The 15,781-nt window shown below is 60.8% G+C and carries 12 protein-coding genes; 5 read left to right on the top strand and 7 right to left on the bottom strand.

What is annotated here, in order from left to right:
• The first annotated feature begins 212 nt into the window (after positions 1-212).
• The 5 genes from pheS to E3E12_RS01425 are packed head-to-tail and all read left to right on the top strand — an operon-like array spanning position 213 to position 7,871.
• On the top strand, positions 213-1,361 hold the full coding sequence (gene pheS, locus E3E12_RS01445) for a phenylalanine--tRNA ligase subunit alpha (RefSeq protein ID WP_141442725.1): 1,149 nt from the start codon (positions 213-215) through the stop codon (positions 1,359-1,361).
• Between the two features lie 3 nt (positions 1,362-1,364).
• Entirely contained in the window at positions 1,365-3,953 is a 2,589-nt protein-coding gene (gene pheT, locus E3E12_RS01440) for a phenylalanine--tRNA ligase subunit beta (protein ID WP_141442724.1), read from the top strand.
• Positions 3,954-4,006: 53 nt separating this feature from the next.
• Positions 4,007-5,320 (top strand): lipid-A-disaccharide synthase, encoded by a 1,314-nt coding sequence (gene lpxB / locus E3E12_RS01435; protein ID WP_240810583.1) that lies wholly within the window; start codon positions 4,007-4,009, stop codon positions 5,318-5,320.
• Entirely contained in the window at positions 5,317-6,744 is a 1,428-nt protein-coding gene (locus tag E3E12_RS01430) for an McrB family protein (protein ID WP_141442722.1), read from the top strand. Before lpxB ends, E3E12_RS01430 begins: the two co-directional genes overlap by 4 nt.
• Positions 6,741-7,871, top strand: coding sequence for a 5-methylcytosine restriction system specificity protein McrC (locus E3E12_RS01425; RefSeq protein ID WP_141442721.1), 1,131 nt, complete (start codon positions 6,741-6,743; stop codon positions 7,869-7,871). Before E3E12_RS01430 ends, E3E12_RS01425 begins: the two co-directional genes overlap by 4 nt.
• 24 nt (positions 7,872-7,895) lie before the next feature.
• Here the strand turns inward: E3E12_RS01425 and trpS are convergent, their stop codons facing one another.
• The 7 genes from trpS to dxs form a co-directional block, all read right to left on the bottom strand.
• Positions 7,896-8,894: a tryptophan--tRNA ligase gene (gene trpS / locus E3E12_RS01420; protein WP_141442720.1), complete on the bottom strand. Its 999-nt coding sequence runs from the start codon at positions 8,892-8,894 to the stop codon at positions 7,896-7,898.
• 75 nt (positions 8,895-8,969) lie between these two features.
• Positions 8,970-9,482 carry an FKBP-type peptidyl-prolyl cis-trans isomerase gene (locus E3E12_RS01415; RefSeq protein WP_141442719.1) on the bottom strand — a complete coding sequence of 171 codons (513 nt, stop codon included), beginning with the start codon at positions 9,480-9,482 and terminating at the stop codon, positions 8,970-8,972.
• 214 nt (positions 9,483-9,696) lie between these two features.
• On the bottom strand, positions 9,697-10,923 hold the full coding sequence (locus tag E3E12_RS01410) for an argininosuccinate synthase (RefSeq protein WP_141443981.1): 1,227 nt from the start codon (positions 10,921-10,923) through the stop codon (positions 9,697-9,699).
• 140 nt (positions 10,924-11,063) lie between these two features.
• Positions 11,064-11,549 (bottom strand): hypothetical protein, encoded by a 486-nt coding sequence (locus tag E3E12_RS01405; RefSeq protein WP_141442718.1) that lies wholly within the window; start codon positions 11,547-11,549, stop codon positions 11,064-11,066.
• Positions 11,549-12,826, bottom strand: coding sequence for a 23S rRNA (adenine(2503)-C(2))-methyltransferase RlmN (gene rlmN, locus E3E12_RS01400; RefSeq protein WP_141442717.1), 1,278 nt, complete (start codon positions 12,824-12,826; stop codon positions 11,549-11,551). The genes E3E12_RS01405 and rlmN overlap by 1 nt, the downstream gene beginning before the upstream one ends.
• 45 nt (positions 12,827-12,871) lie before the next feature.
• On the bottom strand, positions 12,872-13,675 hold the full coding sequence (locus E3E12_RS01395; RefSeq protein ID WP_141442716.1) for a TlyA family RNA methyltransferase: 804 nt from the start codon (positions 13,673-13,675) through the stop codon (positions 12,872-12,874).
• 5 nt (positions 13,676-13,680) lie between these two features.
• Positions 13,681-15,642: a 1-deoxy-D-xylulose-5-phosphate synthase gene (gene dxs / locus E3E12_RS01390; protein ID WP_141443980.1), complete on the bottom strand. Its 1,962-nt coding sequence runs from the start codon at positions 15,640-15,642 to the stop codon at positions 13,681-13,683.
• Between the last annotated feature and the right edge of the window lie 139 nt (positions 15,643-15,781).

The following is a 15,781-nucleotide window of genomic DNA, read 5'->3' as shown; positions in this document are numbered from 1 at the left end:
GTCCAGACTTTGCAAGAAGTCGGGCAGCCTTTTTGTCGTGTAAGCCGTGAAAATGGCATGCATAAGGGCCCCCGCTGGACTTGTTGTAGGCCCCTGGTCCCTTCGCCTGCGGGATTATGTCCTAGCCTGCACGGTTGATCATGAAATGAGGCCCCGTCAAAAGGGGCTGTTGGCGCATTGGCCTACGGGTTAATGCCAAGGAGAGCGCACCCATGGCCGGAAGCGGCACTGCCAGTTCCCATGTCCCTGAAGGGGCAACCCAACCCCTCCCCCCCCAAGAAGCCCAACTGCGCGATGCGTTGCTGGCTGAAATAAGCGCTGCCACCACCCAGGAGGCCTGGGAGAGCGTGCGCGTGGGCATTTTTGGCAAATCTGGCCGCTTCCGCGCCCTTCAGCAGGGCCTTGGCAAACTTCCCCCTGAGGAACGCCGTGACCGTGGCCAAGTGTTGAATGGGCTGAAGAAGACCCTTGAAGGCGCTTTGGAAAGCCGCAGGCAGGAATTGGCCCGCCAGGCCTTGGCTCAGCGCCTGGAGCGTGAACGTGAAGACATAAGCGTTCCTGTGGAGCTTCCACCCCCAGGGCGCATTCACCCCATCAACCAAGCCATTGCTGAAATCGTGAGCCTGTTCGCCGTCCAGGGCTTTGACGTGGCTGAAGGGCCTGACATTGAAAGCCAGTGGCATAATTTCGCTGCCTTGAATACACCTGACCACCACCCCGCCCGCACAGAGCAGGACACTTTCTACCTGCCTGGCGGCAAAGGGGAGGTTGAGGGCGAGGAACGCCTTGTTCTGCGCACCCAGACATCAGGGGTGCAGATTCGCACCATGTTGGACGGGCAGCCTCCTTTGCGCATCATCGCGCCCGGGCGCACCTACCGCGCTGACCATGACGCTACCCATTCGCCCATGTTCCACCAGTGCGAAGGCCTGATGATCGACCGCAAGGGAACGCTGACGCTGGCCCACCTCAAAGGCGTTCTGACTGATTTCCTGCGCCGCTATTTCGGCCAGCCTGATTTGCCGGTGCGTTTCCGCGCCTCCTATTTTCCCTTCACAGTGCCTTCTATGGAAATCGACATTGGCTGGTCAAAGCAAAAAGGCACCATTGGCGCAGGTGAAGATTGGCTGGAGGTGCTGGGGGCGGGCATGGTGCAGCCACGCGTCCTGGCTAATTGCGGCCTTGACCCAGCTGTGTGGCAGGGATTTGCTTTCGGCATGGGGGTGGAACGCTTGGCCATGCTGAAAAACGGCATTGCGGACTTGCGTGCCTTTTACGACAGCGACCTGCGCTGGCTGCGCCATTATGGTGCCGCACCTATGGACAGCGGGTTGGCAAGCGCTTTGGTGGAAGGAGCCTGAAACATGAAATTTCCCCTTTCCTGGCTTTACGCCCATTTGGGCCCTGACGCTTCAGGCCATGTGCCGGAACTGCCTGCCATCACAGCAGCCCTGGACCGCATCGGCCTGGAGGTGGAGGGCGTCTCCTCCCCAGCTGACGACCTCAAGGGGTTCCGCATTGGGCACATCCTTTCAGCTGAACCCCACCCAGACGCTGACCGCCTGCAGGTCTGCCAAGTGGATGTGGGCGAGGGAGCGCCCGTCCAAGTGGTGTGTGGGGCGCCCAATGCACGTCCTGGCCTCAAAGTGATTTTCGCCCCCCCTGGCACGTATGTCCCTGGGGCGGACATCACCATCAAGGCAGGGGCCATCCGTGGCCAGAAATCAGGGGGCATGATGTGTTCCCTGCGTGAGCTGGGGCTGGGCACTGCCCATGACGGCATCGCTGAGCTACCAGCGCAGGCTCCCACAGGGGCAGACTATGCCACATGGGCGGAGCTGGACGACCCTGTTCTGGATATTGCCATCACACCAGACCGCGGTGACGCCCTAGGCGTGCGTGGGGTGGCGCGTGACCTTGCCGCTGCAGGCTGTGGCCAGCTGCGCCCTCTGCCTGAGGCCGAGCCGCAGGCCAGCACCCCCTTCACGCCTGATGATCACGCGCCACTGACATGGGTGAAGAACCATGATGGCGTCTTGGTGGCGGCAGGGCGCGTGGTGCGCGGCGTCAAAAACGGCCCCAGCCCTGAATGGCTCAAAAAGCGCCTTCAGGCGGCAGGCATTCAGCCCAAGAACGCCCTTGTGGACGTAACCAACTATATCATGCTGGCTTTCAATAGGCCGCTGCATGTGTTTGACGCGGCTAAAGTCACGGGCAGTACGCTTGAACTGCGCGCTGCCCAGGCTGGGGAGGTCTTCACAGCGCTTGATGGCGTGGAACGCCACCTTAAGGGTGGTGAGGTGGTCATTGCTGATGGGGCAGGCGTGCAGTCGCTGGCGGGCATCATGGGAGGTGCGACCACAGGGGTTGATGAGGGCACAACGGATGTTTTCATTGAATCAGCTGTGTTCGACCCTGTGGCTGTGGCGCTAGCTGGGCGCCTACACAGCCTTGAGAGTGATGCGCGCTACCGATTTGAGCGTGCCATCGACCCCGCCTCTGCCCTTGAGGGGCTGGAGGCGGCGACTGCCCTCATCACGCAGCTAAGTGGTGGCGCCCCTGGTAAAGTGGTGACGGTTGGGAAGGTTGCGCCACCAACACGCACCGCCACCATGCACTTTGTTGCCCTGGAGGAGCTGGGGGGTGTCGCCCTTACCCCTGATGAGGTCGTCAGCGCGCTTGAGAGGCTGGGGTTCAACGTGCTGGAGCGTGATGGGCAGGCCGTCAAGGTGGCTGTGCCCTCATGGCGCCCCCACATCGCGCCAGGCGTGACAGTCAGCAACCCTTTGGCGCAGGCACCAAGCCTGCCTGAAGAAGCGCGCCAGCAGGCTGCTTCCTCAGTGGAGGGGGTTGAGGCTGAAGCGCAGCTGGTGGCAGAGGTTCTGCGCCTGAGGGGCTTAGACGACATCGCCCCCAAACCCCTCCCGCCACTGCCTGCTGACCGCACCCCCAAGGTGCCAGCGGCCTTTGCCCGTGATGGGCGCTTGCGACAAGCCATGGCTGGGCGGGGCATGGTGGAGGCCATCAGCTTCTCCTTCACCTCCAGTGGGGATGCTGAATTGTTTGGTGGCCCTGTCCATTCAGGGCACAGATTGCTCAACCCCATCGCCAGCGATTTGGATGTGCTGCGTCCCACCCCATTGCCCAACCTGTTGCGCGCGCTCAGCCGCAACCTGGCGCGCAGCTTGGGCAAGGAGGGAGACGCCGCTTTGTTTGAAGTTGGGCCAGCCTTCACTGCGCAGGGGGTTAGCACCACGCTTGCAGGCGTGCGCGGCGGCAGCACGGCGCGCTGCCCTGGGCAACGTGCCCGCGCCTTTGGTTGGCGCGACAGCAAAGCTGACCTGATGGCAGCCCTGGCAGCGCTTGGCATTGATGAGGGTACCCTCACCATTGTGCCGCTTCACATCATGCCTGAAGGGGAGCGCCCCCCTCATTACCACCCTGGCCGCTCTGGCCAGGTGCGGCGTGGCCCCAAGCAAGTTCTGGGTACTTTTGGGGAACTTCATCCCACCACCGCTAAGGCCTTGGGTCTGGACGGCAAGGGGATGGAGGCCACCTTGGCTTTGTTTGAACTGGACGCCGAAGCGGCCCAGCCCGCCAAGGCCACGGGCAAAAAGCGCAAAAGCAAGCAACCTTCCCCCCCGCCCCTTTCCCCCTTCCAGCCTGTGCGGCGTGATTTTGCCTTCATCACTCCAGCCACAGTTCCCGTCCAGGACATTTTGGCCGCTGCCCGCAAAGCTTTGCGCGCCTTGCCTGTGAAGGGCGTTAAAGGCACTGCGCGTCTGTTTGACCTTTTTGAAGGCGCAGGCCTTGGCGCGGGCGAACGCTCCACAGGCATTGAAGTTATTCTGGTGCCGGAGCGTGAAACGCTGCAGGATGAGGCTATTGAGCTCATGGCCAACCATGTGGAACAAGTGGTGGCCCAAAGCACGGGTGCCACATTGCGCCGCTGAGGCACAGCCAGCAGCAAGGGAGCAGCGAGGGTCCTATGAAAGCCGAACCCCACATGGCGCCTGTTCAAGGCAGCCTGCCCCTGCGCCACAGGGGGCGTGTTGTGTGGATCCTGGCAGGGGAAGCCAGCGGGGACGCCATTGGCGCCCGCTTGATGCTGGCTTTGCACAAGCGCGACCCAACTTTGGTTTTCGCTGGCGTGGGTGGCAGCCGTATGGAAGCGCTGGGGCTGTGCAGCCTTTTCCCCATGACGGACCTCTCCGTCATGGGGCTGGCGGAGGTTCTGCCGCAATTGCGCAAGCTTTCACAGCGCATGCTTGAGGCTGAACATGACATCGCCCTGCGCCACCCGGACGTTGTGGTGACCATCGACAGCCCCGGCTTTTCCCTGCGCTTGCTGGACCGCATCGCGCCCCTTGGTGTGCGGCGCGTCCATTATGTCGCTCCCCAGTTCTGGGCCTGGCAGGAAAGGCGCCTGCGCCAGTACAGGGAGGTCTGGGACAGGCTTCTGTGCCTGTTCCCTTTTGAGAAGAAATGGTTTGAAAAGCGCCAGGTCAGTGATGTGCGCTTCACAGGTCACCCCGTTTTGGAGGCGGGCATCAAGCAGGGTAATGCGGAGCGTTTCCGCAGGAAGCACCGTTTTAACCCAAACGCGCCTGTCGTCATCATGATGGCTGGCAGCCGAAAGGGGGAGATTAAGCGCCTCCTCCCCCTGTTCAGGCTGGCTTCGCTGCGCATTAGGGACAAGGTACCTGATGTACGCATTGTGCTGCCCGTGACCCCAGAACAAGCCCATTTCGTGCGCAGGATGGTGCGTGAATGGCAGGTGGAGCCTGCCGTCATCACAGGATCCGCTGAAAAGCACGACGCTTTCGCGGCCGCCTCATGCGCGTTGACGAAATCAGGCACCTCCACCCTTGAGCTGGCGTTGGCAGGGGTGCCGATGGTGGTGGCTTACAGGGTCAACCCCCTGTCAGCGCTGTTTGCGCGTCACCTCATCAAGGTTCCCTTTGTGGCGATGATCAACATCATGGCGCGCCGCACGGTGGTGCCTGAACTCCTCCAGGGGCAGTGCACGCCTGAAAACCTGGCCAACAACGCCCTGCGCCTCATGATGGACCCAGCCGCTGCCCAAGCCCAGCGTGACGGCTACGCCGAAGTGCTAACCCAGTTGGAGGCCCCAGGAAATATGACACCCGCTGACGCTGCAGCTGACCAGATCCTCAACATCATGGACACCCCCTTGCGCCAACTGCGCCCTGATCTGAAACTGCCACCTGAAAATAGCCCTGAACGCACAGGGAATTTGGTCAGCGACCAAGTGCCTGATGACGGCACTGTGTCAGACCCCCCTTCCCCCCATCCATGACCACGCCCGTACTTGACCTCAATGTGTTGGTCAGGGCCATGTGGGAATTGGGTGGGAATGGGCAACTGTTCGACATCATGCGGAAAGTGTGCGAACGCTTCCCCGGGAGACAAAACCCAAATGGTCTTCTTAGTGAAAGCCTCAAGCGCAAAGTGGGCAGCTTTGTGCGCTGGCGGATTTACACGTTAAGCCTGGACAGCAACCAAGGCGTTGCTGATGTTTTCACAAGGCTGCGCCGTGGGCGCTGGGGATTTTCACCAGCCCTTTTGGAAACCTACCCCATCCTGGGCGAAAAACCCCATGAAGCTTTGGTCGAACGTTTACCCAGCGTTGAGGCTTTGAACCAATTCACAGCCAAAATGAAAGCCCTCCACGCCCTTGACCGGCGCTTTGAGAAGGAGCGCGAATGGATTGAGGTGGAAGAGCAGGACACCATCCTTGAAGAAAAGGCGCCCCCTTCCCCTCTGGTGCAGGACAATTTCACGCATTCTTTGGACCATGCCCAGCCCTTGTTCATGGATGATGCGTTGTTTCAAGGGCTTCTGGAGCAGTTGTCGGGGCGCAAGAACCTGCTTTTGAAAGGGGAGCCAGGGGTAGGCAAAACCTTTCTAGCGCGCCGCCTGGCCCAAGCCATGGCAGAGGTACGGTTTGGCACAGAAATAAACTCAGCTTCCAGCGGCGTGGCCAGCCGGGTCCACAGCGTTCAGTTCCATCAAAACTACGATTACGCTGACTTCATGGAAGGCTTCAGTCCAGGCCAGGATGGCAAGCTGCAGTTGCAACAAGGATTGCTGCGGCGCGTCTGCGACCAGGCTATGGCCGATTCCAGCCATGCCCATGTGTTGATTGTGGATGAATTCAACAGGGGTAACGTGGCTGCCATCCTGGGGGAAGGGCTGTCCCTCCTGGAGGCCAGCAAACGTGGTCCAGACCATGCCCTCAAACTAGCTAGGAGTGGTGATGCGTTCTGGCTGCCCCCCAACCTCTACATCATCGCCACTATGAACACAGCTGACCGCACGTTGGCGCCTCTTGATTACGCCTTGAAGCGGCGTTTCGCCCTATGGGATGTGAAGCCGGCCTTCAGCCATCCCGCTTTCTTGGCGTTCCTAACCACAGCCATGAAGGTGCCTACCACCTTGGCTGAAGCCATAGTCACCACGATGGAAGCCCTGAACGTGCGTTTGTTGCAGGACATGGGCAAGCAAGGGTTCCAGGGCAGCCCTGCACACCAGGTTGGCCATAGCTTTTTCATGCCGTCCAGCCCACCGGAGCAACCCGCCCAGTGGTGCCGGGGCGTTGTGGAAGGCGACATCGTGCCCCTTCTCCATGATTACGCCTTGGAAGGCTTCAGCGATGCCTTGCCAGCTTGGCTGGCCCTTTTGGCACCTTTGCGCACGGTGGATGGACCATCCCTCCCATGACTGCCACCATCCCCCCTGGTCAGGAGCAAGTCAGCGTGCCTGTGCGCAACCTGGTCATGATGCTTCTGTACCAACTTCAGGATGGCAATTTGCTCCAGAGGCTTGGCCTTGCCCTTCAAGGGGCTGAGGAAAACGCCCAAAGAGGGGAGGAAGTGTTGGCAGCCTTTTTTGTGGCTGTCATGAAACGCCTTCTGCAAAAGGGTTTGGCGCCCCGTTACCAGCGCCACAAACAAATTGGCGCCATGGTGCGTGGCACATTGGATGTGGCCGCTTACGCACGCCAACCTGACAAGGGCCGTTCCGTGCCCAGCCGTTTTGACGCTTTGGTCAGCAACAGTCCCGCACAGCAGCTGCTTGGCGCCATGCTGGAACAGGTGGCCACCATGCCAAGGCTTCACGGTCTGGCGGCTGCGCAGGCAGCAACTCCTTTGTGGCGCACCATGCTGGCGCAAGGCCTGGAGGGGGGGCAACGCAACATCACCAATTTGGGGCATGCTTTCGCAGCTTTGCCACCCCATCAAAAACCCCAGGATGGGCTGGAACGCTTGGCGTTTGAGGTGGCGTTCATCATGGCCATGGGCCTGGTGCCCAGTGGGCACGGTGGCACACGCCTTTTCCTGGCTTTGGAGAAGGGGCGCCTGCACGATGTCTATGAGAAATTCCTGCTGGCTTATTTCAAACGCCACCATGGAAGCGCGTTAGAAGTCCGCGCCCGCCACATCCCCTGGAGCTTGCAAGGCACCCCTGAAGCCACCCAATGGCTGCCACGCATGCAGACGGACATGGTGCTGGCTGATCACCGCACAGGGCGCGTGCTGATTGTGGACGCCAAGTTCTATACGCGCATCGCCACCTATTATCACGGTGTTGCTAAACTGCGCAGCGCCCATCTTTACCAGGTCAACGCCTACCGCCAGCAATGGCTGCAGAAACACCCCACCAAAGCTGGGGACGTCTCCACAGCGCTGCTTTACGCCCAACCCTCAAATCACCCTTCCCTGAGACTGCGCTACAGTTACCCTGAAGGGGGTAAGCTTCACGTCAACACCGTAAACTTGGACGCGCCTTGGGGGGCCGTCACGTGTTCCCTGGACGCTTTCGTAGCTGACTGGCTGGAAAATGCTTGAAGTGGTGCGGCGGGGTACCTGACCTCAGCGCAGGAAACCCACCAGTCCCTCAGCACGGTCCGTTATGGGGTCGGTGATGGTGCGCGCTTGTTCAGCGCCTTGGCGCAATACGGCGCGCACGTGCCCCTCATCCTGCAGCAGGCGGCTGGTTTCAGCGCTGATGGGGGCTAGCTTCGCCACCAAGAGATCAGCCAAGGCCTTTTTGAAATCACCAAATCCCTTGCCAGCGAACGCCGCCAGCACGTTGTCTGGCGTACTGTCAGCAACAGCAGCGTAAATCCCCACCAGGTTGCGCGCCTCTGGCCGGTCAGCCAGTCCGGCTGGCTCAGCGGGGAGGGGCTCTGGGTCAGTTTTGGCGCGGCGGATTTTCTGCGCGATTTCATCAGCGCTGTCTGTTAGCAGGATGCGGCTTTGCGCTGAAGGATCGGATTTTGACATTTTCTTGCCCCCGTCACGCAAACTCATCACGCGTGCTGCCTGGGGGGGGATGAGGGCCTCCACTGGTTTGAAGAACTCTACCCCCATGTCATGGTTGAACTTCTGGGCTATGTCGTTGGTCAGTTCAATATGTTGGCGCTGGTCGTCCCCCACTGGCACCAGAGTGGCGCCTGTCGCCAGGATGTCAGCAGCCATCAAGGCTGGGTAGATGTAAAGCCCCGCCGAATGGTTCTCGCGGTTTTTGCCAGCTTTGTCCTTGAACTGCGTCATCCGGTTGAGCCAGCCCAGGCGCACAACGCAGTCAAAAAGCCACCCCATGCGCGCATGGGCGCTCACGGCGGACTGCACATAAAGGCGCCCTGGCTCAATGCCGCTGGCCAGCAGGCAGGCAGCGCTTTCCAACGTGTTGCGGCGCAGTGCGGCCGGTGTCCATGGCATGGTGATGGCGTGCATGTCCACCAGGCAGAACAGGCATTCATGGCTGGCCTGAAGGGCGCCCCAGTTGCGCAGCGCGCCAAGCCAATTGCCCAAATGGGGAATGCCTGTGGGCTGGATGCCTGAGAAAACGCGCGCTGGCTCTGTCATGGTGGGGCCTTGTTCGTGGGAGTGGGAAAAACCGGCATGGCAGCTGGGCTGGAAAGCCCCCTGCCACGCCAAGGGTCACTGTTGCTGGTTGTTGCCGTCATCCACACCCAGGAGCTGAATCTTGAAGATCAGCGGGCTGTTGGGTGGGATCACGCCCAGGGCGCGGTCGCCATAGCCTAGCTTGGGGGGCACATAAAGCTCCCAGATGTCGCCGACATGCATCATGGGCAGCGCCTGCATCCAGCCTTCAATCACGCCATCAAGGGGCATTTCCATGTAGGCGGCGCCTGTATGCATTTCAGAGCTGTCGAAAATGGCACCGTCAGGCAGGCGCCCTTCGTAGATGATCATCATCATGGAGCCCTTGCGGGGGCTTGGGGCGTCCTTGGGGCCTGACTTAATGACTTTGTAAGCCAAACCATCCTTGAGGACATGGACACCTGGCTGCTTGGCGACAGAGGCCATGAACTGGGCTGGCGTCTGTTCGGGCTGGTCGTCACCACCGCCACAGGCCACCAGGCCAAGCCCCATGGAGGCGCAAAGGGCGACAGGCGCCAGCAGGCGCCCCATTCGTGCAAAACGGTTCATGATGGTTCACTCCTTGAATCATGCAGTGGCTTCCCTGCAAGCCTCCTGTGCACACCCAGGCACGGGGCTGGGGTCTAGCCTCAGCCAGCAGGATGAAAAGCTTGGCCAGACCATACGCTCCAGCAGGCCCAAAGGCGAACGGCCAAACCCAAGAAACAGCGTTTCCAGGCCTGTGGAACGGCCCACCATCCTTTATTATGGTAGCCCAGATTGCTTAGAGGGCGCCGCCACGCCGCCCTTTCATGGCGCCAAGGCGCAGGCGCAGCGCATTGAGGCGGATGAAGCCTTGGGCATCCTTGTGGTCATAGGCGCCACCATCCTCCTCAAACGTCACAACGCGTGAATCATAAAGGCTGTCTGGGCTTTCGCGGCCAATGCAGATCACATTGCCCTTGTAGAGCTTCAAGCGCACACGGCCATTGACGGAGTGCTGGCTAGCGTCAATCAAGGCCTGCATCATGTGGCGCTCTGGGGAGAACCAAAGCCCGTTGTAGATCACCTCAGCATAGCGCGGCATGATGCTGTCCTTGAGGTGGGCCGCCTCACGGTCGAGGGTGATTGTCTCTATAGCGCGGTGGGCGGCCAGCAAGATGGTTCCACCTGGCGTTTCATAGATGCCGCGTGACTTCATGCCCACAAAGCGGTTTTCCACCATGTCCAGGCGCCCAATGCCGTTGGCACGACCCAGCGCGTTGAGCTTGGTCAGCAAAGCAGCGGGGGAGAGAGCCTCGCCATTGATGGCCACAGGATCGCCGTGGCGGAAATCAATGGTGATTTCCGTGGCCACGTCTGGCGCGGCCTCTGGCGAAAGGGTGCGCTGGAACACGATCTCGTCAGGACCATGGGCTGGGTCCTCAAGGATTTTGCCCTCAGAGGAAGAATGCAGCAGGTTGGCATCCACAGAGAAGGGGGCTTCGCCACGCTTGTCACGGGTGATGGGGATCTGGTGGCGCTCAGCGAATTCAAGAAGCTTGGTGCGGGAGGTCAACTCCCATTCGCGCCAAGGAGCGATGACACGGATATCTGGCTTGAGGGCGTAATAGGCCAGTTCAAAGCGCACCTGGTCATTGCCTTTACCAGTCGCGCCATGGGCGACGGCATCTGCGCCGACAGCTTCGGCGATTTCGATTTGGCGTTGGGAGATGAGGGGGCGGGCAATGGAGGTGCCCAGCAGGTACTGCCCTTCGTAAAGGGCATTAGCGCGGAACATGGGGAACACAAAGTCCTTGACGAACTTCTCCCGCAGGTCCTCGACAAAGATCTCCCGCACGCCCATGGCCTCAGCCTTGGCGCGGGCTGGCCCCAGCTCCTCCCCCTGGCCAAGGTCAGCGGTGAAGGTCACGACTTCACATCCGTAGCGTTCCTGAAGCCATCGCAGGATCACGGAGGTGTCCAGCCCGCCTGAGTAAGCAAGGACGACTTTTTTGGGATTTTTGCCCATCCCGTGGGCGTGGCCTGCGTGGCTCATGGTGAACGCTGCTTTTCCTCTGCCAGGGATGGCCGCCATTCGCAGCCTTCCACATGAACAAAGGGGGTTTTTACCATTCCCAGCTCAAAGCTGCCACCCCTCACCAAGCACCATCATGACCAAGGGCGCCATGGCTGGGTGTTGGCCTCCACCAAATTGGCCAGTTCCGCAAGCGCTTCAGGATGCTGGGCTGCATAAAGGTTGCGGGCCTGTGGCGTGCTCAGGTCGCGCTGCGCTGCTGCGACAATGGCTGCGCGCGGCAGGAAGTAAAGGTTCCACTTGTGGAGGGAACTTGTCACATCCACCCAGGAGGGATGGCCGGTTTTCAAGGCACTGTCGAGCGTGATGCGGTTGCTATCGTGGGCGTAGTTCTTCACAACTTGTTCAGAGTTGAGGAAAAACCCCAGAACCCCAGCTGCGGTTGGCTCCTCCCGCACCACCAGGAAATAGTGGCCCAAGGTGCTCTCACGCCTGCCAGGTTGCCCCCATTCATAGCCTGGCTGGCACTTGACCAACCCGCCGCCAACCTTGCGCGCCACCTCTGGCAGCAGGAAAGGCACATGCCCCAGGAGGGGTTCGCTCCAGCCCCAGCCAGCCATCACCAGTTCCCCGCCGAAGGGGCGTTTTCCACCACTGGAATGCTGTTGCCCCCTGAAGGGTCGGAGGCTTTTTCAGAGGCGCGCCTGCGTTCTGAAGCGGTTTTGAGCTGCCCGCAAGCTGCCAGGATGTCGCGCCCGCGCGGCTGGCGCACAGGGGAGGAGTAGCCAGCGTTCATCACGATCTGGGCGAAGCTGTTGACGCGTTCGCGCGTGGAGGGCTGGAAATCAGAGCCAGGCCAAGGGTTGAAGGGGATGAGGTTGACCTTCGCTGGCAGCCCTTTGAGCAGCCGTACAAGCTCACGAGCGTCAGCATCTGAATCATTGACGCCGCGCAGCATCACATACTCAAACGTGATGCGGCGTGAGTTGGAAGCCGCCGGGTAGCGCCTGCAGGCATCCAGAAGGGCTTTAATGGGGTATTGCTTGTTAATGGGCACGAGGCGGTCGCGCAGCTCATCTGTGACAGCATGGAGGGAAATGGCCAAGTTGACGCCAAGCTCATCACCGCAGCGTTCCATCATGGGCACCAGGCCTGAGGTGGAAAGAGTGATGCGCCGGCGTGACAGGGCAATCCCTTCGCCATCCATGGCGATTTTCATGGCCTTGGCCACATTAGGATAGTTGTAAAGCGGTTCCCCCATGCCCATCAGCACAATGGTGGAGAGCAGGCGTGGGGTTTCGCCACGGGGGCTGGGCCATTCATGGTAGCTGTCGCGCGCAGCCATGAACTGCCCAATGATTTCAGCCGCCCCCAAATTACGTACAAGTTTCTGGGTGCCAGTGTGGCAGAAAGCGCATGAAAGCGTGCAGCCCACTTGGCTTGAAATGCAGACGCACCCCCTGTCCTCGCGTTGGTCAGGAATGTAGACGGTTTCTGCTTCCTGACCATCTTGGAAGCGGAACAGGAATTTGCGCGTGCCGTCCTTTGAGGTCTGCTCGTCCACAACGCCTGGCCGGCCCACAGTGAAGTAATCATCCAGCTTCTGCTGCAGGGGTTTGGAAAGCGTGGACATGGCGCTGAAGTCGCGCACGCCCTGGTTGTAGATCCAGTGCCACAGCTGCTTGGCGCGGAAGGGCTTCTCCCCAATGTCTTCCAGTGCCTGGGTCATTTCGGCACGTGACATGCCGACCAGTTCACGCCGCCCATCGTCTGTCACGGGTTGGGGGGGTGCGAAGGGTGCTGACTTGGCCTCAATGCGGGCACGCGCCTGTTCTTCTTGCTGGGCCAGGTCAGCAGAGAGAGGTTGAGCGGAGAGAAAAGGCTTGTTGTTCGTCATGGCTTTGTCGCGCAATCCAGTTGGGCTTGGGTGTTGGTCATGCCGTCAAAGCGGGGCTTGGGGTGCGGCGTTTTTGCGGCCAGCTAGCAGGAACTCCCTGTTGCCCTCTGGCCCAGTGATGGGGCTAGCCTCCACCCCCAGCACTGTCCACCCATCAAGCTCAGCCAGCCATTGGCAGGCCTCATCGCAGACGCGCTGGTGGACGGCAGGGTCGCGCACAACACCCTTAGCGCCTATATCAGCGCGGCCAGCCTCAAATTGAGGCTTGATGAGGCCAATGGCCCAGCCCCCTGGTCGCACCAAATTTAAGGCGGGGGTGAAAACGGTCTTGAGGCTGATGAAGCTGGCATCGCACACAGCAATGTCCACCCCTGACTGGCCGTTGGGCAAAAGGGCTTCAGGCCCCAAATCGGCTAAGGTGAGGTTGCGGGCATTGAGCTTTTCGCGCACGGTCACGCGGGGGTCGGCGCGGATTTTCCAAGCCAGCTGGCCATGTCCCACATCCACAGCCAGGACATGGCGCGCCCCTGCATGCAGCAGGACATCCGTGAAGCCCCCTGTGGAAGCACCAATGTCGAGGGCGGTCCTGCCTTCTGCCGAAAGGCCGAAATGGGCCATGCCGTGGGCCAGCTTCATCCCTCCGCGCGACACCCAGGGATGTTCCTGCCCCTTAACGCTCAGGGGGGTGTCCTCTGCCAAGGGTTCGCCGGCTTTGGAAAGCTTGCGCTCTTCATGGGCGCCTGCATAGACATGCCCAGCCATGATGAGGGCTTGCGCCTTGGCGCGGCTTTCCACCAGGCCACGTTCAAGCAACAGGATGTCAGCGCGTTTGCGCGGTGCCTTGGCCATGTTGTTCAGGCCTTGCCGCCACCAAGGGCCTTGCGGGCTGTCTGCGCAATGTGGGGGGCTGTTAGGCCAGCTTGTTCATATTGGGCGGCTGGAGTGTTGTGTTCAATCCAGGCATCTGGAAGGTTCATGGGACGGAAGCGAACCTGGTCCAGCCCACCAGTGCTGGCCAGGCGCTGCAGGACTTGGCTGCTGAAGCCGCCAGCGGCCCCTTCCTCCAAGGTGATGAGGACGTCGTTCTCCGAGGCCAGGCGGTCGATCAGAGCCTGGTCTATGGGTTTGGCGAAGCGGGCGTCAGCCACGGTGACGGCCACCCCTTCTGCCTCCAGAAGCTCAGCAGCTTTGAGAGCCTCGGCTAAGCGCGTGCCGAGCGAAAGCAGCGCCACACGCTGCTTGCCCTGGGGTTTTTGGGGGGTGTGTACAATCCGGCCACGGCCAATTTCAAGCACTTCCCCCTTGGCTGGCAGGGGCGTGCCCACCCCAGCGCCCCGTGGGTAGCGAACGGCTGTGGGGCCGCTGTCATGAGCGTAGGCGGTGGCCACCATGTGGGCCAGCTCTGCTTCATCGGCAGGGGCCATGACCGTCATGTTGGGCAAGCAGCAGAGGTAGTTGAGATCAAAAGAACCAGCATGGGTGGCGCCGTCAGCACCCACCATGCCCGCTCGATCCACCATGAAGCGCACAGGCAGGTTTTGAAGCGCCACATCGTGCATGACCTGGTCAAAGGCGCGCTGCAGGAAGGTGGAGTAGATGGCGCAGAAGGGTTTCATGCCTTCACACGCCATGCCAGCAGAGAAGGTCACCGCATGTTGTTCAGCAATGCCGACATCAAACACCCTGTCAGGGAAGCGGTCCGCCATGGGCTGCAGGCCAGTGCTTTTGGGCATGGCCGCCGTCACAGCCACAACGCACGGGTCCTCCTGGGCCAGACGCTCCAGCTCGCGAGCGAACACGTCTGTGTAGGTGGGTACTGGGGAGACAGTTTTCTTTTGAATGCCCGTGGCGATGTCGAACTTGGCCACGGCATGGTACTTATCTGCCGCGCGTTCGGCTGGGTCATAGCCATGGCCTTTGCGCGTGACCACGTGTAGCAGCACAGGGCCGCGCTCGTCCTGGGTTTTGAGGTTGCGCAGGATGGGCACAAGCTGGTTGAGGTCGTGGCCGTCAACGGGCCCGATGTAGTAAAAGCCCATCTCCTCAAAAAACGTCCCACCCGTTAGCATGCCGCGTGCGTATTCCTCAGCCTTCTTGGCGGTGCGGTGCAATTGGGAGGGGAGCTTGCTGGCCAGGTTGCCAGCCAGGTCACGCAGCGTCATGAAGCGGCGTGATGACATGAGGCGCGAAAGGTAGTTCGACATCGCCCCGACAGGGGGGGCGATGGACATCTCATTATCGTTGAGGATGACGATGAGGCGTTCCGCCCCCTCTTTAAGGCCACCTGCGTTGTTGAGGGCCTCATAAGCCATGCCAGCGGAGATGGAACCATCCCCGATAACAGCCACCACATTGCGCGCTGGCTCGTGCCTGTCCTGCTTAGTGCGCAGCTTGTTAGCTACAGCCATACCCAGCCCAGCTGATATGGAGGTGGATGAATGGCCCGCCCCAAAGGGGTCGTAGGGGCTTTCAGCGCGCTGGGTAAAGCCGGACAAGCCGCCAGGCTGGCGCAAAGTGCGGATGCCGTCGCGCCGCCCTGTCAAGATTTTGTGAGGGTAGGCCTGATGGCTAACATCCCAAATGAGCCTGTCCTGGGGGGTGTCGAAAACCGCATGGAGCGCCACAGTCAATTCAATGACCCCAAGGGAGGCGCCAAGATGCCCACCCGTGCTTGAAACGGCATCCACCGTCTCAGAGCGCAGCTCGTCAGCCAGTGTCTGCAGCTGGTCAATGGAGAAGTTCTTCAGGTCAGCTGGCAGGGCGACACGGTCTAGCAGGTTGTAGCGCCCACGCGTTGGCGCGCGCAGCCCGGGCACGGCTGGGGTGGCTTTAGCTCCCCCCAGTGTGACGGCTGGCGCCACAAGGGGTTGGCCCTGGGCGCTGTGGCTGGAGGTGGTTTGGGCGGCGTCTTGGCGCGCCCCTGGCGCCAATGGCGTTGCAGGCTGGGATGTTTTT

Source organism: Formicincola oecophyllae, from assembly GCF_006542395.2.
Classification (GTDB): Bacteria; Pseudomonadota; Alphaproteobacteria; order Acetobacterales; family Acetobacteraceae; genus Formicincola; species Formicincola oecophyllae.
Note: the sequence above shows the minus strand (reverse complement) of the source record. Positions and strands in the feature narration are given on the sequence as shown.